The sequence below is a fragment of the Streptomyces endophytica genome (genome assembly GCF_026153355.1).
In the GTDB taxonomy this organism is placed as follows: domain Bacteria; phylum Actinomycetota; class Actinomycetes; order Streptomycetales; family Streptomycetaceae; genus Streptomyces; species Streptomyces endophytica.
Map to the genome: position 1 here is coordinate 296221 of NZ_CP110636.1, position 23115 is coordinate 319335.

At 72.3% G+C, this 23115-nt stretch carries 16 protein-coding genes and 6 pseudogenes; 5 read left to right on the forward strand and 17 right to left on the reverse strand.

Annotated features, from left to right (window positions below; translation table 11 throughout):
- Positions 1 to 38: 38 nt before the first annotated feature.
- From OJ254_RS01275 to OJ254_RS01325, 11 genes and pseudogenes are all read right to left on the reverse strand, one after another.
- Positions 39 to 575: an NUDIX hydrolase gene (locus OJ254_RS01275; protein WP_423835799.1), complete on the reverse strand. Its 537-nt coding sequence runs from the start codon at positions 573 to 575 to the stop codon at positions 39 to 41.
- Positions 568 to 1296, reverse strand: coding sequence for a signal peptidase I (lepB, locus tag OJ254_RS01280; protein ID WP_265360912.1), 729 nt, complete (start codon positions 1294 to 1296; stop codon positions 568 to 570). The genes OJ254_RS01275 and lepB (OJ254_RS01280) overlap by 8 nt, the downstream gene beginning before the upstream one ends.
- Before the next feature lie 312 nt (positions 1297 to 1608).
- Positions 1609 to 2679, reverse strand: coding sequence for a signal peptidase I (lepB, locus tag OJ254_RS01285; protein ID WP_423835992.1), 1071 nt, complete (start codon positions 2677 to 2679; stop codon positions 1609 to 1611).
- Positions 2621 to 3750: pseudogene (gene lepB, locus OJ254_RS01290) on the reverse strand (signal peptidase I). Before lepB (OJ254_RS01290) ends, lepB (OJ254_RS01285) begins: the two are co-directional and overlap by 59 nt.
- Positions 3743 to 4505, reverse strand: a pseudogene (gene lepB, locus OJ254_RS01295) (signal peptidase I). The pseudogenes lepB (OJ254_RS01290) and lepB (OJ254_RS01295) overlap by 8 nt, the downstream one beginning before the upstream one ends.
- Positions 4506 to 4601: 96 nt before the next feature.
- Positions 4602 to 4949: a 50S ribosomal protein L19 gene (gene rplS, locus OJ254_RS01300; RefSeq protein WP_030415780.1), complete on the reverse strand. Its 348-nt coding sequence runs from the start codon at positions 4947 to 4949 to the stop codon at positions 4602 to 4604.
- 134 nt (positions 4950 to 5083) lie between these two features.
- Positions 5084 to 5893 carry a tRNA (guanosine(37)-N1)-methyltransferase TrmD gene (trmD, locus tag OJ254_RS01305; protein WP_265360913.1) on the reverse strand — a complete coding sequence of 270 codons (810 nt, stop codon included), beginning with the start codon at positions 5891 to 5893 and terminating at the stop codon, positions 5084 to 5086.
- Entirely contained in the window at positions 5893 to 6438 is a 546-nt protein-coding gene (gene rimM, locus OJ254_RS01310; RefSeq protein ID WP_265360914.1) for a ribosome maturation factor RimM, read from the reverse strand. Before rimM ends, trmD begins: the two co-directional genes overlap by 1 nt.
- A gap of 77 nt (positions 6439 to 6515) precedes the next feature.
- A pseudogene (locus tag OJ254_RS01315) lies at positions 6516 to 6754 on the reverse strand (RNA-binding protein).
- A gap of 2 nt (positions 6755 to 6756) precedes the next feature.
- Positions 6757 to 7197 carry a 30S ribosomal protein S16 gene (gene rpsP / locus OJ254_RS01320; protein ID WP_261955447.1) on the reverse strand — a complete coding sequence of 147 codons (441 nt, stop codon included), beginning with the start codon at positions 7195 to 7197 and terminating at the stop codon, positions 6757 to 6759.
- A gap of 155 nt (positions 7198 to 7352) precedes the next feature.
- Positions 7353 to 7943, reverse strand: a complete 591-nt coding sequence (locus OJ254_RS01325; protein ID WP_030415776.1) for a hypothetical protein — start codon at positions 7941 to 7943, stop codon at positions 7353 to 7355.
- Between the two features lie 596 nt (positions 7944 to 8539).
- Between OJ254_RS01325 and OJ254_RS01330 the strand changes: the two genes are divergently transcribed.
- On the forward strand, positions 8540 to 9406 hold the full coding sequence (locus OJ254_RS01330) for a methyltransferase domain-containing protein (RefSeq protein WP_265360915.1): 867 nt from the start codon (positions 8540 to 8542) through the stop codon (positions 9404 to 9406).
- Positions 9407 to 9501: 95 nt separating this feature from the next.
- Here the strand turns inward: OJ254_RS01330 and ffh are convergent.
- The 4 genes and pseudogenes from ffh to OJ254_RS01350 form a co-directional block, all read right to left on the reverse strand.
- Positions 9502 to 11054: pseudogene (gene ffh / locus OJ254_RS01335) on the reverse strand (signal recognition particle protein).
- Positions 11055 to 11202: 148 nt separating this feature from the next.
- Positions 11203 to 13695: a [protein-PII] uridylyltransferase gene (locus tag OJ254_RS01340; RefSeq protein ID WP_265360916.1), complete on the reverse strand. Its 2493-nt coding sequence runs from the start codon at positions 13693 to 13695 to the stop codon at positions 11203 to 11205.
- A gap of 169 nt (positions 13696 to 13864) precedes the next feature.
- On the reverse strand, positions 13865 to 14203 hold the full coding sequence (locus tag OJ254_RS01345; protein ID WP_030415772.1) for a P-II family nitrogen regulator: 339 nt from the start codon (positions 14201 to 14203) through the stop codon (positions 13865 to 13867).
- Positions 14200 to 15538 (reverse strand): annotated as a pseudogene (locus OJ254_RS01350) (ammonium transporter). Before OJ254_RS01350 ends, OJ254_RS01345 begins: the two are co-directional and overlap by 4 nt.
- Here OJ254_RS01350 and OJ254_RS01355 point away from each other — a divergent pair.
- Complete coding sequence (locus tag OJ254_RS01355) at positions 15441 to 15686, forward strand: hypothetical protein (protein ID WP_265365384.1); 246 nt, start codon at positions 15441 to 15443, stop codon at positions 15684 to 15686. The pseudogene OJ254_RS01350 and the gene OJ254_RS01355 overlap by 98 nt on opposite strands.
- A gap of 228 nt (positions 15687 to 15914) precedes the next feature.
- Here the strand turns inward: OJ254_RS01355 and nsdA are convergent, their stop codons facing one another.
- Positions 15915 to 17390, reverse strand: a complete 1476-nt coding sequence (gene nsdA / locus OJ254_RS01360) for a transcriptional repressor NsdA (protein ID WP_265360917.1) — start codon at positions 17388 to 17390, stop codon at positions 15915 to 15917.
- A 510-nt stretch (positions 17391 to 17900) separates the two neighbouring features.
- On the opposite strand from nsdA, the pseudogene OJ254_RS01365 reads away from it, so the two are divergent.
- Positions 17901 to 18574 (forward strand): annotated as a pseudogene (locus OJ254_RS01365) (bifunctional DNA primase/polymerase).
- 123 nt (positions 18575 to 18697) lie between these two features.
- Here OJ254_RS01365 and ftsY read toward each other — a convergent pair.
- Positions 18698 to 19930, reverse strand: a complete 1233-nt coding sequence (gene ftsY / locus OJ254_RS01370; protein WP_265360918.1) for a signal recognition particle-docking protein FtsY — start codon at positions 19928 to 19930, stop codon at positions 18698 to 18700.
- A 312-nt stretch (positions 19931 to 20242) separates the two neighbouring features.
- On the opposite strand from ftsY, the gene OJ254_RS01375 reads away from it, so the two are divergent.
- Entirely contained in the window at positions 20243 to 21718 is a 1476-nt protein-coding gene (locus OJ254_RS01375) for a purine-cytosine permease family protein (RefSeq protein WP_265360919.1), read from the forward strand.
- Between the two features lie 95 nt (positions 21719 to 21813).
- On the forward strand, positions 21814 to 22887 hold the full coding sequence (locus tag OJ254_RS01380; RefSeq protein WP_265360920.1) for an LLM class flavin-dependent oxidoreductase: 1074 nt from the start codon (positions 21814 to 21816) through the stop codon (positions 22885 to 22887).
- The last annotated feature ends 228 nt before the right edge of the window (positions 22888 to 23115 follow it).

Genomic DNA, 23115 nt, shown 5'->3' on the forward strand with positions numbered 1-23115 from the left:
GGCAGATCCCCTTCAGCCGTGCGTCCCCCTATTGTGCGTCAGGCCCGCTCGGTCTCCAGGAGCACCGGCGCACTCGGGGGCCCTTCGTCGAGCAGTGTGCGCAGCAGCTCGGCGAGTCTGGTCGGGTACACCGTCTCATGCGAGGCGGAGAGTTCCTCCGAAGTCCACCACTTCAGTCCCGAGACGCTGCGTCGTTCCAGGGCCGTCTGCCCTTCCGTATGGGTGGCAGTCCGGTCGGTTCTCGCCAGGTAGTACCACTCGTCCTGCTCCCAGCGTCGTCCGTCGAAGGGGAAGGCGCAGCGCCGCTTCCACAGGACGGGGCCGAGGACGACGTCGGTGATGCCGGTCTCCTCGGCGAGTTCCCGGCGGGCGGCTTCCTCGCGGGTCTCCTCGCCTTCCAGGCCGCCGCCAGGGGTGAACCACCAGGTTTCGGTCGGGTCGTCCGGTTCGAAGCCGTGGAGGAGCAGGATCCGGTCGTCGGGGTCGAGGAGGATGACGCGGGAGACCTGGCGCACCGCGACGGCCGGCTCGGCCTCCGTCCTGGGCCCGTGTTCCGGGGTCAGCCGCTCAGGCACGTTTGCGTCCCTTGCGGCGGGCGATCGGGCCGTAGGCCGCGCCGCCGAGGATGAGGACCGCCCCGGCCACCACGGAGAGGGCGATGGGCTGGATGGGGCCCGGCTGGGAGGTGCCGCCGGGGAGGTCCGAGAAGGCGGCCGGGCGCTGCATCATGCCGACGCTGCCGAGCGGCCAGGCGCGGGCGTCGACCCGGGCGGCGACGGCGCCGCGCGGCACCGACCCGTGGTCGCCGTCGGTGAGGTGGACGCGGGAGTCGAGGGAGTCGCTGCGGTGGTCGCCGAGCAGGAAGAGCTGGCCGGTGGGCACCTTGGCCTTGAAGCCGACGGGCGAGGCGGGGCCGCTGCCCTGCAGATACGGTTCCTCGATGGGGGTGCCGTTCACGGTCAGCCGACCCTGCTTGGTGCAGCAGGCGACCTTGTCGCCGCCGACGCCGACGACGCGCTTGACCATCGGCAGGTCGCCCCAGGTGGAGTCCTTGAAGACGACGATGTCGCCGCGGCGTATCTCGGAGCCGTCCACCTTCTCGGCGATGACCCGGGCCCCGGCCGCGATCGTCGGTGACATCGAATCGGTCGGCACCGTATAGGGGCGGTAGGTCAGGGCCGCCCATACGAAGCCGCCGAGGAACAGCACACAGCCGGCGGCCACCGCGAGACCGGACAGCACACTGCCCGCCGTCCGGCTGTGTCCGTCGGTCCTGCGTTCCGTACTGCTGCTCATCCCAGCGCTCCCACCCCGCAGGCCCGGCCCGCGTCGAAGATCCGGGACGGCACCTTACCTGGGGTTACGCCCCGCGGTCAGTACCTGGGGCCGGGCCCATGATCCCGTTTCCGTGGACGCTCCCACCCCCACCAAGCCAACCACCCCAGAGGCCCCGTCCCGGGAGAAGCCCCCACCAGCCCCGGCAATACGGCGCACGAGAAGCCCGCAGAAGCCCCCACCAGACCCCCCAAAACGCCGACTGCCCGGGACTCGCCCGGGCAGTCACCACCGGGTGGCACCCACAGGCACCACCCGGCCACACTTCACGCGCTACTCTCGGCCGCCCTCCGGGCCTGCCCCCGTGGTCGCACCGGCATCACCGACCGCCCCCACGGTCAGGCCCGCGGCCTGCCTCCGCCGCCGCCACAGCACCAGCGGTACCGCACCGGCCAGCCCGAGGGCCGCCGGGGCCGCCGCCATGGCCTTGTCGAGGCCGGGCTGGTCGAAGGTGTCCGGGACCGGCAGGGTCGCCCAGCGGTTGACCGGCCAGGCGATGGTGAAGGCGCGGCCGACGACCTCGTCCTCGGAGACCGTGCCGCGGCCCTTGAGGTTCTGGTGGTAGCGGGAGTCGAGGGAGTCGTCGCGGTGGTCGCCCATCACCCAGATACGGCCCTTGGGGACGTGGATCGGGCCGAAGGCGCGGTCACCGCACGGGGTGGCGCCGGGGAAGATGTACGAGCTCTCCTTGAGCGCCTTGCCGTTGACCTTGACGGGGCCGCTGCCGTGGCACTCGACGGTGTCGCCGCCGACCGCGATGACCCGCTTGATCAGGTCCTTCTCCTCGGCCGAGGGCATCAGCCCGATGAAGCTGAGGACCTTCTGCACGGGGTTGGGCTCGGGGGTCGGCGTTTCGTTCAGCCAGCCGCCCGGGTCGTGGAAGACGACGACCTCACCGCGCTGCGGTTTCGCGCCGAACCAGGGCGTCAGCTTGTCGACCAGCACCCGGTCCCCGCGCTGCAGGGTGTCCTGCATCGAGTCGGACGGGATGGAGAACGCCTGCACCAGGAACGTCTTGATCAGCAGCGCGAGGAGCAGGGCGATCCCGATCAGAATCGGCAGCTCTTTCCAGAAGGCGCGCGGCTTCTTGCCCTTCTTCATGCTGCCGACGGTCTCCTCACCCGCTGGTCCGTCCGGCGCGCCGGCACCGTCCGGCTTGTCCAGGGCCACCGGGCCCTGCGACCGCGTCCGTGCGGCGGCCGGTGACTCCGGCCGGGACGGCTCTGACTCCGCTCGTGACTGTGTTGGTGACTGGGGCACGGAACTCGCCGCCGGCTGCGGGGTCTCACCGCGTCGTGCCGGCTCTTCGGGCTCTCCGGTTCCGGACCGCGCGCCGACCGCCAAGTCCCCCACGTCTGCTCCTTACTCCACGCACTCGCCCACCCGTCAACCGGTGCAGGCCCACCACTCCCATAACGAGCGGGAGTTCCGCAGGGGTCGGGAGTACGGTCAAACTCTCGGGTGACAGCCTATGCGGCACGCCCGCCGCGGACGCCTTGGCGCCCGGCGCGTCGCGCACCGTCCCGAACGTGTCCGGTTCTTCCAGGCGCCGCCAGTGGCTGAACGGCCAGGCGATCACCACTGCCCGGCCCACGACGTTGTCCTCCGAGACCGTGCCACGGTACGGCTCGTCCAGGTGGAAGCGCGAATCCGCGGAGTCCGAACGGTGGTCGCCCATCACGAAGATCCGCCCGGTGGGGACGTTGACGGTGAACTTGATCTGGGACGGCGGATTGCCCGGATGGACGTACGGCTCGGTGAGCGGGCTGCCGTTGACCGTCACCCGGCCCTGCTTGTCACAGCATTTGACGGTGTCGCCGCCGACCGCCACGACCCGCTTGATCAGGTCCTGCTCGTCGGCCGACGGCAGCAGCCCGATGAAGGTCAGGGCGTCCTTGACCGGCTGGAAGGCGCCTCCGTCGTCCGTGGGCTGGTGCTGCTCGCCCTTGAGCCAGCCTCCGGGGTCCTTGAAGACCACGACGTCGCCGCGCTCCGGCTTGGAGCCGAACCAGGGGGTGAGCTTGTCGACCAGCACCGGTCGCCGATCCTGATCGTCTGCTCCATGGAGCCGGACGGGATGACGAAGGCCTGGACGAGGAACGTCTTCAGTACGAGGGCGATGGCCAGCGCCACGCCCACCAGGATGGGGATTTCCTTGAGGTACGAGCGCTGCCTGCGGCGCTTGATGCGCTTGGCCTGACGGCGCCGTTCGGCCCGCCCGCCGGTCGCCGAGCGCCGCGGCGTGGCACCTCCGCCACGTCCGCCCGCCGGGGCCTCCCCGGGCGCCGCGGTGTCGCCGTACGCGCCGTCCCGGTCGCCGTACGCACCGCTGCCCGCGTCGGGTGCGACGCCGGTGCCGCGTCCGGTCTCGTTGCCGCCCTGGCGCCCGTGCCGGGGACGTCCGCGGCTACCCATGGGGGCCTGCCGGGGCCGGTATCCGGGCGAAGGAGCCCGGTGTGTCGATCGTGCGCCAGCGGCTCACCGGCCAGGTGATCAGGTCCGCCCGGCCGATGACCTCGTCGACCGGCACCGTGCCACCACCCGGTTCGCCGAGGTGGTCGCGGGAATCGCTGGAGCGTGCGCGGTGGTCCCCCATGACCCAGAGCTTCCCTTCCGGCACCACGATGTCGAACTCCACCGAGGACGGCGCGTCCCCCGGGTGGAGATAGCCCTCGTCGACGGGCTCACCGTTCACTTCGATCTGCCCCCGTTTGTCGCAGCAGGTCACATGGTCGCCGCCGATGCCGATCACGCGCTTGACGTAGTCGGTGTCGGCGGGGCGGGCCAGGCCCAGCGCCGCTCCGGCGCCGCGCAGCAGACCCGTGACGGGATTCTCCCCCTGCTCCCTGTGAACGAACGACCCGATGCCGTCGAACACCACCACGTCGCCCCGCGCGGGCTCGCTGCCGAAACGGTACGCCAGCTTGTTGACCAGCACTCGATCCCCGATCTGGAGGGTGTTCTCCATGGACGAGCTGGGGATCAGGAACGGTTGCGCGACGAAGGAACTCAGCAGCAGGACGAAGGCCAGGCAGAGCGCGAGCAGGGTGACCGGCCGGTGGCGCAGCCCGGCGAGGCGGGCGGTGAAACGCGCGGAGCGCGACCCCTGCTCCGCCCCGCGTCGGGGGTGGGAGAGGGTCGCGCTCCGTGAGATGTGCGTCGGTGTCCATCGGGCCCTGAGCCTATCCGGCCGGATCCGGACACCCGGCGCGAGAGGGGCTTTGCGTTGCCGGGGCGCAAAAATTCGCGCTCCGGGGCCGCGCGGCTCAGCTCTCGCGCTTCTCCTTGATCTTGGCGGCCTTGCCGCGCAGCTCGCGGAGGTAGTACAGCTTGGCGCGACGGACGTCACCGCGGGTCACGACCTCGATCTTCTCGACGATCGGGGTGTGCACCGGGAAGGTGCGCTCGACGCCGACGGAGAAGCTGACCTTGCGGACCGTGAAGGTCTCGCGGACGCCCGAGCCCTGGCGGCGGATGACGACGCCCTTGAACTGCTGCACACGGGAGCGGTTGCCCTCGATGACGCGGACGTGGACGTTGATCGTGTCACCCGGGCGGAAGGCCGGGATGTCGCTGCGCAGCGACGCGGAGTCGACGGAGTCGAGAAGGTGCATGACCCACTGCTTTCTTCGCTGATGCCACAGGTCATCAACGGAATATCGATAAAGGATGCTTCGGATGCTGTTCCGTCGGGCGGGCGTCGTTCCCCCTGTGGCAGGGGCGCGCGCCGGACGCACACAACAGCGGCCTATTCTTCCACGGCCTCGGTCGTCCGCCCAAATCGGCCGTCCTCCCCGGGCGCCCAGCCCAGGGCGGCGAGGATCGCGCGGTCGTGTTTGTCGAACGCGGCGGGGTCCGCGCGCTCGATCAGATCGGGGCGGTTGCGGACGGTTCGGCGGAACGCCTGGTCCCGGCGCCAGCGGGCGATCTTGCCGTGGTGGCCGCTGAGCAGCACCTCGGGGATCGTACGGTCGCGCCACTCGGGGGGCTTGGTGTAGACGGGCCCCTCCAGGAGGTCGGCCATCGGGCCGGGGGCGAAGGAGTCGTCCTGGTGGGAGGCGGCGTTGCCGAGGACGCCGGGGAGCAGCCGGGCCACCGCCTCGACCATGACCAGGACCGGGGCCTCGCCGCCGGCCAGGACGTAGTCGCCGATGGACACCTCGCGGACGTCGACGCGGTCGCCGTATTCCTCGATGACGCGGCGGTCGATGCCTTCATAGCGGGCGGGGGTGAAGACCAGCCAGGGCTTGGTGGAGAGTTCCACGGCGAGCTGCTGGGTGAACGGCACACCGCTGGGGGTGGGGACGACGATGACCGGCGCGCCCTCGCCGGAGGCCAGGACGGCGTCCAGCGCCTCGCCCCACGGTTCGGGCTTCATGACCATGCCGGGCCCGCCGCCGTAGGGGGTGTCGTCGACGGTGTGGTGCTTGTCGTGCGTCCACTGCCGCAGGTCGTGGACCCGCACGTCGAGCTGGCCGCGGGCGCGTGCCTTGCCGACCAGGGAGACGTTCAGCGGTTCGAGGTATTCGGGGAAGATCGTGACGACGTCGAGCCGCATCAGCTGTCCTCGCGGCCGGTCGCGATCTCCGCCTGGCTGTCGTCGAGGAGGCCGGCCGGCGGTTCGATGACGGCCCGCTGCTCCTCCAGGTCGATCTCCGGGACGATCTCGGCGACGAACGGGATCAGGACCTCGCTGCCGTCGGGGCGTTCGACGACCAGCAGGTCCTGGTAGGGCAGGTGGGAGATCTCGGAGATCCGGCCCACGGTGGTGCCGTCGCGGGTGACCACGTCGAGGTCGATCAGCTGGTGGTCGTAGAACTCCTCCGGGTCCTCGGGGACCTCGTCGGGGTCGACCTCGGCGATCAGGAGGGTGTTGCGCAGCGCCTCGGCGGCGGTGCGGTCGGTGACGCCTTCGAAGCGCAGCAGCAGCCGGCCGCTGTGGACCCGGCCGGTCGCGATGGTCAGCGGTCCCACGGAGGACGGGTCGGTGGCCAGGACGGCGCCGGGCGCGAGCCTGAGCTCCGGCTCGTCGGTGCGCACCTCGACGGTGACCTCACCCTTGATGCCGTGGGCGCGGCCGATCCGCGCCACTACCAACTGCACGCTTGTTTCTCCCTTGACGACGACTACGGGCCGGGGCGGGCCGAAGCCCTCCCCGGCCCGAGCCGGTGTTCAACGTGTCAGCGGACCTGGTCCACGTCGACGAGGTCGACGCGGATGCCGCGGCCGCCGATGGCGCCGACGACGGTCCGCAGCGCGCGGGCGGTGCGGCCGTTGCGGCCGATCACCTTGCCGAGGTCGTCGGGGTGGACCCGGACCTCCAGCACCCGCCGCGACGCAGGGTGCGCGAGGCTACCTGCACGTCATCGGGGTTGTCGACGATGCCCTTGACGAGGTGCTCGAGGGCTTCCTCGAGCATGCTCAGGCCTCGGAGGACTCGGAGGTGGACTCGGCCGCAGCCTCGTCCGCCTTCTTGTCAGTCTTCTTCGCCTTCGGGGTGATGGCCTCACCCTTCGGCTCGTCACCGGAAGCCTTGGCGGCGGCCTCGAAGAGGGCGCGCTTGTCGGCCTTCGGCTCGGCCACCAGCAGCGGCGCCGGGGCGGGCTCGCCCTTGAACTTCTGCCAGTCGCCGGTCTTCTTCAGGATGGCGAGAACCGGCTCGGTCGGCTGGGCGCCGACGCTCAGCCAGTACTGCGCACGGTCGGAGTCGACCTCGATGCGCGAGGGGTTCTGCACCGGGTGGTACAGGCCGATCTCCTCGATGGCCCGGCCGTCACGGCGGGTACGGGAGTCGGCAACGACGATGCGGTAGTGAGGCGAACGGATCTTGCCCAGACGCTTCAGCTTGATCTTGACTGCCACGGGAGTGGGTTCTCCTGGATTTGACGTGGTTGGGCACGGCGAGCTGCCGCGTGGGGTTGCGGTACCCGAATGCCCGATGGACGCGTCAGCCGGAGGAGAGAGGGGTCCTGTGCGACTGTCGAGTACAGCTAGCCATTGTGCCACACGCGGTTGGGTCAGCCGACCGCGGCCACCTCGGGGATCCGGAAGGGCTTGCCGCAGCCGCCGCAGACGATCGGCGCCTGTGCGAGGACGGACGGAACGACCCGGACGTTGCGCCCGCAGTCGCAGACGGCCTTGACGCGGACGCCGCCTCCGGAGGAGCCGTGCCGGGCGGCCGGGCCCCGGAAGCTGCGGGCGGTGTCGGTGGCGGTCGCGGCCGAATGCGCCTTGAGGGCTCTGCCGAGCCGTTCGATGGTCGGGCGGTACCGCCGTCTGGCTTCGGGGTTGAGCGTGACCAGCGAGAAGCCGCTGCTGGGGTGCGGCTCGTCGGCGTGGTCCAGGCCCAGTTCCTCGGCGATCGCCAGGAATCGGCGGTTGTGGTAGCGGCCTGCCCGGGAGGTGTCGCGGACGCCGCGGGCGGCGGCGATGCCGTGGACTGCCTCATGGAGCAGCCGTTCGAAGGAGAGTTCGGCGCCGCAGGCGGACGAGGACTCTCCGATCAGGGACTCGGGCGCGGCCAGGTCCGGCAGCTCGGGGTGGTGCCGTTGAATGTCGGCCCACGCGAGCGCCAGCTCGGCGGCGAGAACAGGCGGTGTCGTGCTCACGTCGTAACAACGAGCCAGGGACGCCCAGTGTTCCGATTCCGGGCCATCCCAAATAATTTGCACGTACCAGTCAGTTTCCGGGCATGCGCCGTGCGTGAGGGCGCCTACGCCGATCTACGCAGAAGCCGCCCATCGGGCCGCAAGCCGGGACGTACCCCCGCGTATGCACCGAAGGTGCCCGCGGACTGCCCGCGGTCCGTCTCCGGGCGCATCCGGGTACGCCGCACGGCGTAACGACGGCCGGCCGCCGCGGAGAGCGCCGCGGCGATGGTACGGGGCCTACCTGTGCGTCCCCGCACCGGCCCGCGCCCCACCGTAGGGCCGCGCGCGGGCGCCCCGCGAGGGCGCGCGGAGGTGCGGAGGCGACCCCGCCGGGAACGCTGGCGTGGCGGAACGGCGCCGGCCGGGGCACCCTGGAACGGCGCTTCAGGGAGCGGCCCCGGCGCATACGGGGGCGCGCGGGAGACAACCCCGGCGCACCCCCTGGACGCCCGGACGGATGCGCAGTTGTCTGGGTTGCGGGGGCGCACCACGCGTGATGACGGGGGCGATCGGTACGGCACAGGTTCGGTTCTCGGCGAATAGGGGCGCTATCGATGTCACCCACGCTCGTACGGCACCAGCTTCCGGACTCTGCATCCCTGCGCTGTGAGGGCCCGCCCCTACCGGCCGGGTCACGGGCGCGCGCCCGTGACTGGGCCGAGATCCAGGAAGGGATGCTGGTACCCCTCTACGAAGCCGCGTACGACCGGCTGGGCATCGGGCCGGGCACCCGGCTGCTGGGGCTCGGCTGCGGTTCCGGTCTGGCGCTGCTGCTGGCGGCGGCCCGTGGGGCGCAGGTCAGCGGGGTGGACGCGGACGAGTCGCGGCTGGAGCTGGCGCGCGAGCGGCTCACGCCGGACGGCCTGCCGGAGCACACCCAGGTGGTCAGCGGCGGCCTGGAGGCGGCGGCGTCCGGGGACACCGCGTTCAACGTGGTCACCGCCTTCCATCCGGTGGGGTGTGTGAGCACCGTCGAGGGGCTGGCGGCGTCGCTGACCGCGGCGTCGGGGCTCGCGGAGCGCGGCAGCGCGGTGGTGCTGGGCGGCTGGGGGCCGGTGGAGCGGTGCGCCACGGCCGGGGTGCTGCGGGTGGCGCAGCGGCTGGCCGAGGCGGGCGGTGACCGGGCGGCCGGTCCCGCGAGGTGGCAGCCCAGCGGCCGGGACGATCTGGAGGAGCTGGCGGAGCGGGCCGGGCTGCGGCCGGACGGTTCGGGCCGGGTGGCCTGCCCGTTCGGGTACGCGGACCTGACGAGCGCGGTGCGCGGGCTGCTGTCGACGGGCGTGTTCGACGCGGCGCTGCGGGTGGCCGAGCAGCGCCAGGTGGAGAAGGAGCTCGCGGAGGCGCTGCATCCGCATCAGCGTCCGGACGGGACGGTGTGGATGCCGAACGTCTTCCGCTATCTGATCGCGCGGACGCGGTAGCCGGCGCCCGGGACCGCGGTCGATGCACCGCGAGCCCCCGGCCACGAGGTGTGGCCGGGGGCTCGCGGTGCGTACGGCGGGGTGCCGAGGGCCGGTCAGCCCATGAACTTCTTGAATTCCTCGGGGAGTTCGAAGTTCTTCGGGTCCTGGTCGGCCTGCGGCAGACCGAGCGGATTGCCGGCCTGGGCGGCCTCGCGGCGGGCGGCCGCGGCCTGCTCGTCGGCCTTGCGCTTCATCGGGTTGCCGCTCTTGCGCTTGCCCTTGGCCTGCTTGACCTGCTTCTTCTTCCGAGCGCCGCCCCCATGCCGGGCATCCCCGGCATGCCCGGCATCCCGGGCATGCCGCCCTGGGCCATCTTCGACATCATCTTGCGGGCGTCGAAGAACCGCTCGACCAGGTTCTTGACCGTGCTGACGTCGACGCCGGAACCGCGGGCGATACGGGCACGGCGGGAGCCGTTGATGATCGTCGGGTCCTGGCGCTCGGCCGGCGTCATGGACTTGATGACGGCGGCGGTGCGGTCGACCTCGCGCTCGTCGAGGTTGTTGATCTGGTCCTTCATCTGGCCCATGCCCGGCAGCATGCCGAGCAGCTTGGAGATGGAGCCCATCTTGCGGACCTGCTCCATCTGGGCCAGGAAGTCGTCGAGCGTGAACTCCTTGGGGCCCTTCGCCAGCTTGGCCGCCATCTTCTCGGCCTCTTGCTGGCTGAAGGTCTGCTCGGCCTTCTCGATCAGGCTGAGCATGTCGCCCATGCCGAGGATGCGGGACGCCATGCGGTCCGGGTGGAACGCGTCGAAGTCGTCCAGCTTCTCGCCGTTGGAGGCGAACATGATCTGCTTGCCGGTGACGTGCGCGATGGAGAGCGCGGCACCACCGCGGGCGTCGCCGTCCAGCTTGGAGAGCACCACGCCGTCGAAGCCGACGCCGTCGCGGAACGCCTCGGCGGTGTTGACCGCGTCCTGGCCGATCATCGCGTCGACGACGAAGAGGACCTCGTCCGGGCCGACCGCGTCGCGGATGTCGGCGGCCTGCTGCATCATCTCGGCGTCGATGCCGAGGCGGCCGGCGGTGTCGACGATCACGACGTCGTGCTGCTTGGTCCGCGCGTACTCGATCGAGTCCTTGGCGACCTGGACCGGGTCGCCGACGCCGTTGCCCGGCTCGGGGCCGTAGAAGGCGACGCCGGCGCGCTCGGAGACGACCTGGAGCTGGTTGACGGCGTTGGGGCGCTGGAGGTCACAGGCGACCAGCAGCGGGGCGTGGCCCTGTCCCTTGAGCCAGCGGCCGAGCTTTCCGGCGAGGGTGGTCTTACCGGCACCCTGCAGACCGGCGAGCATGATCACGGTCGGCGGCTGCTTGGCGAAGCGGAGCCGGCGGGTCTCGCCGCCGAGGATGCCGACGAGCTCCTCGTTGACGATCTTGATGACCTGCTGGGCCGGGTTCAGGGCCTGGGAGACCTCGGAGCCGAGGGCGCGCTCCTTGATCTGCTTGATGAAGGCCCGGACGACGGGGAGGGCGACGTCCGCCTCGAGCAGCGCGATGCGGATCTCGCGCGCCGTGGCGTCGATGTCCGCCTCGCTCAGGCGTCCCTTGCCCCGGAGGTTTTTGAAAGTACTCGCCAAGCGGTCGGAAAGCGTATCGAACACGGCGGTCGTCGATCCTCGGGGTCGGGGGCGGGGTGCAGTCAGTCGGCTTCTAGGGTATCGGGCTCGGCAAGCGAACCGTTCCTGCCCTGTTTACCGCCCCGTTCCGGGGCGGCCGGGCCCGCCCGCTCCCCCGTACGGGCCCGTACGGCTACTGCAGCGCCGCCTCCACCGCCGCCGCGACCTCGTGGGCCGCCGCGTCGGTCAGGGGCGCGCCGTCGGTGCTGGTGACGTAGAAGGCGTCGACCGCGTCCGCGCCCAGGGTGCTGATGTGGGCGCTGCGGACGGCCACCCGGGCGGTTTCCAGGGCGCGGCCGATGCGGTGCAGCAGGCCGTGGGCGTCGTGGGCGCGGACCTCGATGACGGTGGCGGTGCGGGAGCTGCCGGTGGCGACGGTGACCCGTGGTGGCGGGGCGTGTACGGCGCGGGCGCGGCGGGCGTAGGCACGTTCGCGTTCGGCGAGCCGGCCCGGGACGTCGAGAGAGCCGTCCAGGGCGCGGACCAGGTCGGCGCGGAGCCGGTCGGCCTCGGGCAGCGAGCCGTATTCGGCGGCCACCCGCCAGCTGAGCAGCAGCACCGGGCCGTCGCCGATCGGGTCCAGGAGCTGCAGGTCGGCGGCGCGCACGGCGAGCCGGTGCAGGGCCAGCACCCCGGCGGCGGCGGGCAGCACGCCCGGCTGGTCGGGGACGGCGATCAGCAGCTCGACGCCGACCGGTTCCCGGCCGTCCGTTTCGGGCGCGTGCTCGGCGGGGGCCTCGGCGCGGGTGCGCAGCGCGAGGACCGGGCCGCCGGTGCGTCCGGCCTCCATGGCCAGCCGTTCCTGTTCCGCGGTCGGCCCGTCGGCACCGCGCTGTTCCGCCTCGGGTTCCCCGGCGAGCCGTGCCGCGACCCGTTTGACCAGGTCGGCGACGAGTCCGCCGCGCCAGGCGCTCCAGGCGGCGGGCCCGGTGGCCAGCGCGTCGGCCTCGGTGAGGGCGTGCAGGAGTTCCAGGGTGCGGGTGGTGCCGACCGCGTCGGCGACCGCGCCGACGGTCTCCGGGTCGTCGAGGTCGCGCCGGGTGGCGGTCTCGACGAGCAGCAGGTGGTGGCGGACGAGGGTGGCGATCACCGTGGTGTCGCGGGCGTCGAAGCCGAGCCGGGCGGCCATGTCGCGGGCGATGGTCTCGCCGGCCACCGAGTGGTCGCCGGGCCAGCCCTTGCCGATGTCGTGCAGCAGCGCGGCGACCAGCAGCAGGTCGGGGCGGTGCACCCGGCGGGTGAGCGCGGCGGCCCGTACGGCGGTCTCGACCAGGTGGCGGTCGACGGTCCAGGTGTGGACGGGGTTGCGCTGCGGGCGGCAGCGGACCCGCTCCCAGTCGGGCAGCAGCCGGGGGATGACGCCCTCGGCCTCCAGCGCCTCCCATACGGGCACCGTGGGCGCGCCCGCGCCGAGCAGCGTGACCAGCTGTTCCAGCGCCTCGGCGGGCCAGGGCTCGGGCAGCGGCCGGGTGGCGAGGGCGCTCGCGCAGCGGCGGATCGCGGCGGTGGCCAGCGGCAGTCCGGCCTGGGCGGCGGCGGCCGCGGCGCGCAGGACCAGCACCGGGTCCCGTTCGGGCCGGGCGGTGCGGGCCAGCACCGCTTCCCCGTCGAGTTCGACGACGCCCTCGGCGAGCGGTGAGCGCTCCCCCTTGGCGGCGGTGCGGCCGGTCAGCAGGCCGCGCAGGACGGGTTTGACGGCGCGGGCGCGCAGCACCCGGCCGACCTCGCGCCAGGTGACGTCGGCGGCGTAGGAGATGGTGCGGGCGGCTTCGTAGGTCTGGCGGAGCAGGGCGTCCGCGTCGAGCACACCGAGGGCGGCGGCGACCTGGTCCTGTTCCTGGAGGGAGAGCCGGTCGGTGGCGCGCCCGGTGGTGAGGTGCAGCGCGTCGCGGGTGTCGAGGAGGAGGGTGCGGGCGGCTTCCAGGCCGCCGCGGGGTGCGTCGGCGAGCCAGGAGGCGGCGACCGCCCGGAGCGCGGTGGCGTCGCGCAGCCCGCCCCTGGCCTCCTTGAGGTCCGGTTCGAGGAGGTACTGCAGTTCGCCCTGGCGCTCGGCGCGCTCCTGGCACAGGGCGTGCAGCTCCGGCAGCCGCTTGGGGGCGCTCTCGCGCCAGTCGGCGTACGCCGTGGAGCGCAGCCGGGTGCTCAGTTCCGGGTCGCCGGCCAGGTGGCGGGCGTCGAGCAGGCCCAGCTGCACCTTGAGGTCGTCGCGGGCGGCCCGGCGGGCCTCGGCGGGGGTGCGGACGGAGTGGTCGAGGTCCATGCCCAGGTCCCAGACCGGGTACCAGAGCCGGTCGGCGAGGGCGGCCAGGGCGCGCGGGTCGGCGCGTCCGTCGTGGAGCAGGAGGAGGTCGAGGTCGCTGCGGGGGGAGAGTTCGCCGCGGCCGTAGCCGCCGATCGCGACCAGTGCGGTGCCGGACAGGCCGGCGGCGCTGGCGTGCCGGTTCAGCAGGCCGGCCAGCCACTCGTCGGTGAGCCGGGCGAGCGCGGCGCGGCGGTCGGGTCCGGTGGTCTTCTCGTCCTGGAGGAGCCGTACCCGGGCCGCGGGGTAGCCGCCGCCGTCCGCGGGCCCCTCGTTCCGGCCGGCTGCCGCTGGCGTTCCTGCCGTGTCCTCGACGCTGTCGGTCAACTCCCGCGCTCCTTGGTCGTGTTGTCCCCCGCCTGCCCCGTGGCCCCCGCCGTACGCCCTGGCCGCCGCCCTGCGCGTTCCCGGCCCGCCCGCATGCCCGGTCCGGGCCGCGGCCGGGCGGGCGGCCGTCCGCCGCACGGGCGGCGGACGGCCGTCCGTCCCGGGTGCGTCAGAGCGCGTCCGGCCCCCGCTCGCCGGTGCGGACGCGCACCGCGTCGTCGACCGGGACGCTCCACACCTTGCCGTCGCCGATCTTCCCGGTGCGGGCCGCCTTGACGACGATGTCGACGAGTTCCTCGGCGTCCGCGTCCTCGACGAGCACCTCGATCCGGATCTTGGGCACCAGGTCGACGGTGTACTCGGCGCCGCGGTACACCTCCGTGTGCCCGCGCTGCCGGCCGTAGCCGCTGGCCTCGGTGACGGTCAGCCCGTGCACCCCGAAGGCCTGCAGGGCGTTCTTCACCTCGTCCAGCCGGTGCGGCTTGATTACTGCCGTGATGAGCTTCACGCGTCCACCTTCTTCGTCAGGGCCTCGCCGAGTGCCGGTCCCTTGCGGGCCGCGGTACCGCCGCCCGCGCCGGTGAAGTCGTACGCGGTCTCCGCGTGCGCGGCCTGGTCGATACCGGAGATCTCCTCGTCCTCGCTGACCCGGAAGCCCATCACCAGGTCGATGACCTTGGCAAGGACGTAGCTGACCACGAGGGAGTAGAGGAGTACGCAGACCACTCCGACGGTCTGCTTGCCGAGCTGTTCGAAGCCGCCGCCGTAGAACAGGCCCTTCGCCTTGCTCTGCACCCCGCCGGTGGCGAACAGGCCGATCAGCAGGGAGCCGGCGACGCCGCCGACGAGGTGGACGCCGATCACGTCGAGGGAGTCGTCGTAGCCGAACTTGTACTTCAGGTTGACGGCCATCGCGCACAGCACACCCGCGATCACGCCGACCGCGATGGCACCGAGCGGGCTGACGCAGCCGCAGGCCGGGGTGATGGCGACCAGGCCGGCGACCGCGCCGGAGGCCGCGCCGAGGGTCGTGAAGGAGCCGTGCCGGAGCTTTTCGTACGCGAGCCAGCCGAGCATCGCGGCGGCGGTGGCGACCTGGGTGTTGACGAAGGCGACCGCGCCGACGCCGTCGTCGTTGCCGAGCCAGGAGCCGGCGTTGAAGCCGAACCAGCCGAACCACAGCAGGCCCGCGCCGAGCATCACCAGCGGCAGGCTGTGCGGCCGCATCGGGTCCTTCTTGAAGCCGATCCGCTTGCCGACCACGAGGATGACGCCGAGCGCCGCGGCACCGGCGTTGATGTGGACGGCCGTGCCGCCGGCGAAGTCGATCACGCCGAGGTTGAACAGCCAGCCGCCGTCGGCCCAGACCCAGTGGGCGACGGGGAAGTAGACGAGGGTGACCCACAGGGCGATGAACAGCGCCCAGGCGGTGAACTTCACCCGGTCCGCGAGCGCACCGCTGATCAGCGCGGGCGTGATGATCGCGAACATCAGCTGGAAGACCGCGAAGACGTAGATCGGGATGGTGGTGGCCCCCACAGCTGGGTCAGGCCGATGCCGCTGAGGCCGGCGAACGAGCCGTTCCAGCCGAGGAAACCGCCGGCGTCGTTGCCGAAGGCGAGGCCGAAGCCGTACAGGACCCACAGGATCGTGACGATGCCCAGGCTGATGAAACTCATCATCAGCATGTTGAGCACGCTCTTGACCCGGACCATGCCGCCGTAGAAGAAGGCGAGCCCGGGGTCATGATCATCACCAGTGCGGAGCAGACCAGCATGAACCCGGTGTTGGCCGGGCTCAGTGTCACTTTGTCTGCCGCGATCGTCAGGATGCCTGGGGGCATCGGCGTCTCCTCGTCGTCGATGCGGCCCGTGCGGGCGTGTTTCTGGTGGGCCGACTTCGCGATGAGGTTGTCGCAGGGTGGTTTCGGCCAAACCTTGCCGGTGTTTCACCGCAGTGACGAAGACCGCCGCAGTGTTACGCCCCGGTGAACTCCGCGATCGGCCCCACATTCACCCGTTCAGCCGCAAGAAACACGCCACGCCCACACCCCTCCCCCGAGCGGCCCCCACCACGGGCAATCCCCTCCGCGGGAGCTGCGCCGGTCACGGCGCAAAGGCAGACCGGCCGCGGTCCGCCGCCGCGTGACCTGGCAGGGGGGAGCCGAGTCGGGGTGTACGGGGCGGCAGCCGCGGCCGGCGTTCCGGGGGCGGGGCCGGTCAGCCGGCCGCCGCGGTTTCCGGGAGGGAGCGGGCGAGGTCGTCGCTGAGCCGGATGACCTCGGCGACCCCACCGAATTCCCGGGCGGCGGTGTCCACGGTCTTCCGCAGCCGGGTGTTGACCCGCTCCGAGCGGACCTGCCGGGCGAACGGGATGGCCTTCTGCGCCATCTCCGCGCAGGCCACCGGCTCCTTCTGCAGCAGCCGCACGGTCGCCATCCCGATGAGATTGAGCGCGTACGACCGCTGGTGCTCGGGGTCCTTGCCGAACAGCTCCACCGCCCGCTCCATGACGGGCTCGGCGAGCGAGGCGTACGTGGGGCTGCGGCCGGCGACGTAGGCCAGGTCGCGGTAGGAGTGGGCGTTCTCGGCGTTCAGCTCGGCCTCGGAGAAGAACCGGATCCAGTCCGGCTCGGGCTCGCCGGGCGTGACGTCGGAGAAGGTGTCCTCGGCCATCCGCACGGCCCGCTTGACCTTGCTCGGCTGCCCCATCCCGGCGTAGGCGCGGGCCTCCATCGCATACAACATGGCCTGGGTGCGCGGGGTGGCGGTCTCCCGGCTGCCGTACTGGGCGAGGTGGATGAGCTCCAGGGCGTCGTCGGGCCGACCGAGGTGGATCATCTGGCGGCTCATGCTGGAGAGGATGTACGACCCCAGCGGACGGTCGCCGGCCTCCTTGGCGGCGTGCAGCGCCAGCACGAAGTACTTCTGCGCGGTCGGCTGCAGCCCGATGTCGTAGCTCATCCAGCCGGCCAGCTCGGCGAGCTCGGCGGCGACCTTGAAGAGCCGCTTGGTGACCGGCTCCGGATGCGTCTCCTGGAGGAGGTCGGTGACCTCGTGGAGCTGGCCGACGACGGCCTTGCGCCGCAGTCCGCCGCCGCACTGGGCGTCCCACTGGCGGAACATCGCGGTCGTCGACTCCAGCAGGTCCAGCTCGGGCTTGGAGAGCCGGACCGGGCGCCTGGCGCGGTCGGTCTGCGGGTCGGCGGCGCCCGGGGAGGCCGGGACCGGCACCAGCCAGCGCTGCATCGGCTCGATGAGGCTGGGGCCGGCGGCGAGCATGAGCGAGGTGCCGAGGAAGCCGCGGCGGGCGAGCATCAGGTCGCTGCGGGAGAACTCGCTGATGAGGTTGACCGTCTGGGTGCCGGCCCAGGGCAGGTCCACACCGGAGACGGACGGGGACTGGTGCGCGGAGCGCAGGCCCAGCTCCTCGATGCCGACGACGCAGCCGAAGCGCTCGGAGAACAGCTCGGACAGGATCCGGGGGATGGGCTCGCGCGGCTGCTCGCCGTCGAGCCACCGGCGCACCCGGGAGGTGTCGGTGCTGATGTGGTGGGCGCCCATCTGCCGTGCGCGGCGGTTGACCTGGCGGGCGAGCTCGCCCTTGGACCAGCCGCTGCGCATGAACCACGAACCCAACTGCGCGTTGGGCTTCTTGACGGCGTCGGTGCCGCCCGTGCCGCCGTTGCCGCCCACTGGAAGCCCCCATCCCGATTACTGCTTGGTGCCTGGTGCGTGCTTGGTGCGTTGCGTGGTGCCTGGTGCCGTCATGCGAACCGCCCGCAGGCGGCGGCCCGTTGCGACGCCTGTCCGGGGTACATCTACCCGATCACCGATTCCGGCCACACCTTTTGGCCTGTGCTCGACCGGTGCGTTGCCACCGGCATACCCGTGCGAACGATGCCTCTTCGGGGTTCAAGCACTGAAAGTAATCCTACGATCACGCCCCCCGCGAGGGCGATCGCGGAAACGCCACCATTCGCCACCCCTTCGAATGAACTCCGGGCGCTGCTCTCGCGATTGACTTGACACAGGTCGAGCACGTCCGGGCGGAACGAAGCACGCAGCGGCTCCCGCGGCACTCCGCACCACCCGGCGCACCCCGGCACACCACCGGCCCCGCGGGCCGTGGACGGAGCGTGAAGGGCGCCCGTCGTCAACCCACCGACTCGTAACCACTGCCAGGCACCACCCGTTGGAGGGGGTATGGGCTTCACGATCGGCGGCATCCGGGAGATGCGTTCCGCCTCCCGGCGCCGCGCCCGCTCGACCGAGATCACGGCGGTGGCGGAGTACACCGGGCTGTGGGGCTGGGACGTCGTCCCCGGCGCCCGGGCGGCCCGCGCCGCCGGCGGCCGTCCGGACTGTTCGTGCGGCGCCCGCGACTGCCCCGCGCCCGGTGCCCATCCGCTGGAGTTCGCCGGGGAGCTGGCGGCCGGGGCGACGCTGGAGAAGGCCGCGGCGGCCTGGGCGGAGACCCCGGGGCCGCGGTCCTGCTGCCGGTGGGCCGGTCCTTCGACGTGCTCGACGTGCCGGAGGCCGCGGGCCGCCACGCGCTGGCGCGGCTGGAGCGGATGGGGCTGCCGCTCGGCCCGGTCGCGCTGACCCCGACCGGCCGGGCGCTGTTCTTCGTCGCCCCGGGTGCGGCCGCCGAGCTGCCCGATCTGCTCTACCGGACGGGCTGGGACGACGCCGCGCTCGATCTGCGGGCGCTCGGCCCCGGGACCCATGTCACCGCGCCGCCGTCCGACCACGGCGGGCGGGGCCCGATGCGCTGGCTGCGCCCGCCGGCCCTGGAGACCGCGGGCCGGCCCCCGCAGGCCCGGCTGGTGCTGGGCACGCTGGCCTATGTGTGCCACCGCGCGCCGCTGTACGGCTGAGCCGCGGCGGCCGGCGCGTACCGGCGTCCGGTGCGGACCGGACATGCGGAGCGCCCCGGTGCGGCCGGCCGTGGAGCCGGGCCCGCGTTCCGGGGCGCTGCGAGGTCCGCGCGGACGGGCGCGCTAGTCGCCGATAAGCGCATCCACGAACGCCTTCGGCTCGAACGGCGCCAGGTCGTCCGCGCCCTCGCCCAGGCCGACCAGCTTGACCGGGACGCCGAGCTCGCGCTGGACGGCGATGATGATGCCGCCCTTGGCCGTGCCGTCGAGCTTGGTGAGGACGACGCCGGTGATGTCCACGACCTCGGCGAAGACCCGGGCCTGGACCAGGCCGTTCTGGCCGGTGGTGGCGTCCAGGACGAGCAGCACCTCGCCGACCGGGCCGTGCTTCTCGACGACCCGCTTGACCTTGCCGAGCTCGTCCATCAGGCCGGTCTTGGTGTGCAGCCGGCCGGCGGTGTCGATCAGGACGACGTCGGCGGCCTCGGCGATGCCCTCCTTGACCGCGTCGAAGGCGATCGACGCGGGGTCGCCGCCCTCGGGCCCGCGGACCGTACGGGCGCCGACCCGCTCGCCCCAGGTCTGCAGCTGGTCGGCGGCGGCGGCGCGGAAGGTGTCGGCGGCGCCGAGGACGACGGACTTGCCGTCGGCGACCAGGACGCGGGCGAGCTTGCCCGTGGTGGTGGTCTTGCCGGTGCCGTTGACGCCGACGACCATCACGACGCCGGGGATCTCGTCGCCGCCGTTGCCGATGCCGTTGGCGGTGTGGACGGTCCGGTCGAGGTCCGGGCCGATCAGCGTGAGCAGTTCCTCGCGGAGGAGTTCGCGCAGGTCGTCGGGGGTGCGGGTGCCGAGCACCTTGACCCGCTCGCGCAGCCGCTCGACGAGCTCCTGGGTGGGGGCGACGCCGACGTCGGCGGTGAGGAGGGTGTCCTCGATCTCCTCCCAGGTGTCCTCGTCGAGGTGCTCGCGGGAGAGCAGGTTGAGCAGGCCCTTGCCGAGGGTGTTCTGCGAGCGGGAGAGCCGGGCGCGCAGCCGGACCAGCCGGCCGGCGGTGGGCTCGGGGACCTCGACGGCGGGCGCGGCGGGCGCCTCGGGCTCGGCGGCCGGTGCCTCGGCCGCGGGGGCCTCGGCGGTGGGCAGCGTGACGTCCTCGACGGTGCGACGTTCTTCGTCGCTGGGGGCTTCGGCCTCCTCGCCGACGTGCGGTTCGGCGGGGGGCGCGGTGACGGAGGGCTGGGGGGTGGCCGGCGGGGGCGGCGGCAGCTGCTTCTTCTTGCGGCCGCTGACGACGAGCCCGCTGATCGCGCCGAGCACGACCACGGCGATGACTACAGCAAGGATGACGTATTCCATAACCCCTCCAGTATCAGCCACGCCCCGTGGGCGGGACCCTCACGCGCCGGTTTCCGGCTCCGGCCCGGACCGGCCCGGGGCCTGGTCGCGGGGGCCCGACTGGACCCTTCGACGAGTGTGGGTCACACTCGTCCTCGTTGAGGGGTCCAACGGTGCAAAGTGGCAGAAGTTGGATCAAAGTACGATGGTGGACGGCCGCGCAACGCGCGTAGAGTCCTGGCAACCAAGGCTCTGGCCAGGTACCACAGCCGCTGCCTGCACCTCCTCCCCCGGGGGTGCCCCCCAGATCCCCGCACGGAGATAGCTGCACCTATGGGCACCAGCACCACGTCCACGTCCCGTACCGAAACCGAAGGCGCCGTCGAGACCCGCGGCATCGAGCCCGTCCCGGATCACGAGCGCCGAGGGCGCGTCCGCGAACTCTTCCCGACCTGGGTCGCCGCCAACATCAGCGTGCTGTTGCTCACCATGGGGGCCTCGCTGGTGATCAACAACAGCCTGAACTTCTGGCAGGTGCTGATCGTCGCCGCGATCGCCTCCGCCGTCTCGTTCGGCATGGTCGGTCTACTGTCGGTCTCCGGCAAGTGGGGCGGCGCCCCGGGCGCGATGCTCTCGCGGGCCGCCTTCGGCGTGCGGGGCAACTACTTCCCGGGCGCGATCCTGTGGGTCGCCCGCTTCGGCTGGGAGACGATCAACGCGGTCACCGGCGCGTACGCCATCCTGACCGTGCTGCACCTGGTGTTCGGCATCAAGGCCAACAACGCCCTGGTGGTCGTGACCCTGCTGGCCTTCGTCGCCTGTACGTTCCTGGTGAGCGGCATGGGCCGCAAGGCGCTGAACGTGTGCAACAAGTACTCGACGTACCTGTTCAGCGCGATCAGCGTGGTCGTGCTGGTCTACCTGGTCGCCACCGCGCCGTGGAGCTCGATCCTCCACAAGTCGCCGGGCTCGACCACCCTGATGATCGCGGGCATCGGCACCATCGCCGCCGGCGGCATCAGCTGGGTCCCCACCGGCCCGGACTTCGCGCGCTACCTCCCGCACTCCGCGTCCGGCAAGAAGATCGTCGGCACGACCATCTCCGGCGCGGCGCTGGTGCTGATCCCGATGGTGCTCATGGGCGGCGTGATGGCGGTCTCCAACCCGGAGCTGGCCAGCCAGAACACCGACCCGATGTCCTTCCTCGGCCAGGTCCTGCCGCGGGCCATCGCGATCCCGTACCTGATCACCGCGCTGATCGGCATGATGCTGATCAACAGCCTGTCGATGTACTCGGCCGGCTTCACCGCGCAGACCATGGGCGTCAAGCTGCCGCGCGCCCTGGCGGTCAGCATCAACGCCGCCATCAGCCTGATCGGCGGGCTGTTCATGATGCTGGTGGCCAAGGACTTCATCGGGCAGTTCATCGCCTTCCTGACGCTGCTCGCGGTCTCCTTCTCCGCCTGGATCGGGGTCTACGCGGTCGACATGTTCCGCCGCCGCAAGCTCGCGGTGCGCTATGACTCCGCCGGCCTGATGGACACCGGCCGCACCAGCCGCTACTGGTACACCGGCGGCTTCTGCTGGCAGGCCATGGCCGCCTGGGCGATCGCGCTGGTGGCGGGCCTGTCCTTCACCAAGGTCCAGTGGTTCACCGGCCCGCTGGCCACGACCTGGATCGGCGAGAACGGCCTGGGCTGGGCGGCCACGATCGCGATCGCCGCGGTGGTCTTCGCGGTCCTCCCGGCGGCGAAGGAGTCCGTCCCGGCCGCCGCCGCCGAGGCCCGGCAGCCGGTCGAGGTGAGCTGAGCCGCCCCGCTCCGGGGCCCCCGCCCTCTGGCTACCTGACGCCGCGTCAGCTAACGTCCCCTTCGCCAACCGTCCTTGGCGAAGGGGACGTTGCCATGTCCGGTGCCATGTCCGGTGCCCTGTCCGATCTCACGCCCGATGCCACGCCCGGTGCCCGGCCCACGCCGGCCGCACCGCCCGCCCGGCCCGTCACGGTCCTGCGCGTCAACCTCGTCGACCCGGCGCCCACCGCCGCCTCGCTCACCGCCCGCTACCGGGCCGCCGTCGAGATGGCCGCCTTCGCCGACGACCGCGGCATCACCATGATCCAGACCGAGGAGCACCACGCCACGGACAACGGCTGGATGCCCTCGCCGCTCACCTTCGCGGGCGCCGTCTTCGGCGCCACCCGCCGGATCGGGGTGACGGTCTCCGCGCTGATCACCCCGCTGCACGACCCGCTCCGGCTCGCCGAGGACCTCGCCTCGCTCGACCTGCTCAGCGGCGGCCGGCTGGTCACCGTCGCGGGCATCGGCTACCGGCCCGAGGAGTACGCGGCCCACGGCAGGGACTGGGCCGGCCGCGGCGCGCTCCAGGACGAGGTGCTCGGCACCCTGCTGTCCGCCTGGACCGGCGAACCGTTCAGCTACCGGGGGCGTACGGTGCGGGTCACCCCGCGCCCGTTCACCCGGCCGCACCCGCTGCTGCTGGTCGGCGGCAGCTCGCGCGCCGCGGCCCGGCGCGCCGCCCGGCTGGGCCTCCCCTTCTTCCCCAGCGCCCGCCTGCCCTCGCTGGAGGCGTACTACCACGAGCAGCGCGCCGTCCACGGCACCGACGGCTGGGTGCTGCAACCCCCCGAGCGGACCTGCCTGCTGCACGTCTCCGAGGACCCGGACCGCACCTGGGCCGAGTACGGCGGCCATCTGCTGCACGAGGCGCGGACCTACGCCTCCTGGCAGTCCGCGGACATCCGCTCCGCGGTGCGTTCGGCCGCGACGGACGCGGAGGCGCTGCGCAAGGAGGGCGTCTACCGCGTCGTCACCCCTGACGAGTGCCTCACCCTCGCCCAACAGGCAGGCGCCCAGGGCCCGTTGATCCTCCACCCCCTGTGCGGCGGCATGCCGGTGGACGAGGGGTGGCGCTCACTTCACCTGTTCGCGGAGCGGGTGCTGACGCGGCTTGCGCCGTAGGCGCCTCTGCCCACGTACCTGTCTGCGGCGCCGCGGGTCTTGCTCGCCGTTGCGCTTTGCGGCGCCCCGTACGTACCCGTCTGCGGCGCCGCGGGTCTTGCTCGCCGTTGCGCTTTGCGGCGCCCCGTACGTACCCGTCTTTCCCGCCGCGGGGCTTGCTCGCCGTTGCGCTTTGCGGCGCCGCCCACGTACCTGTCTGCGGCGCCGCGGGTCGTCTCGCCGTTGCGC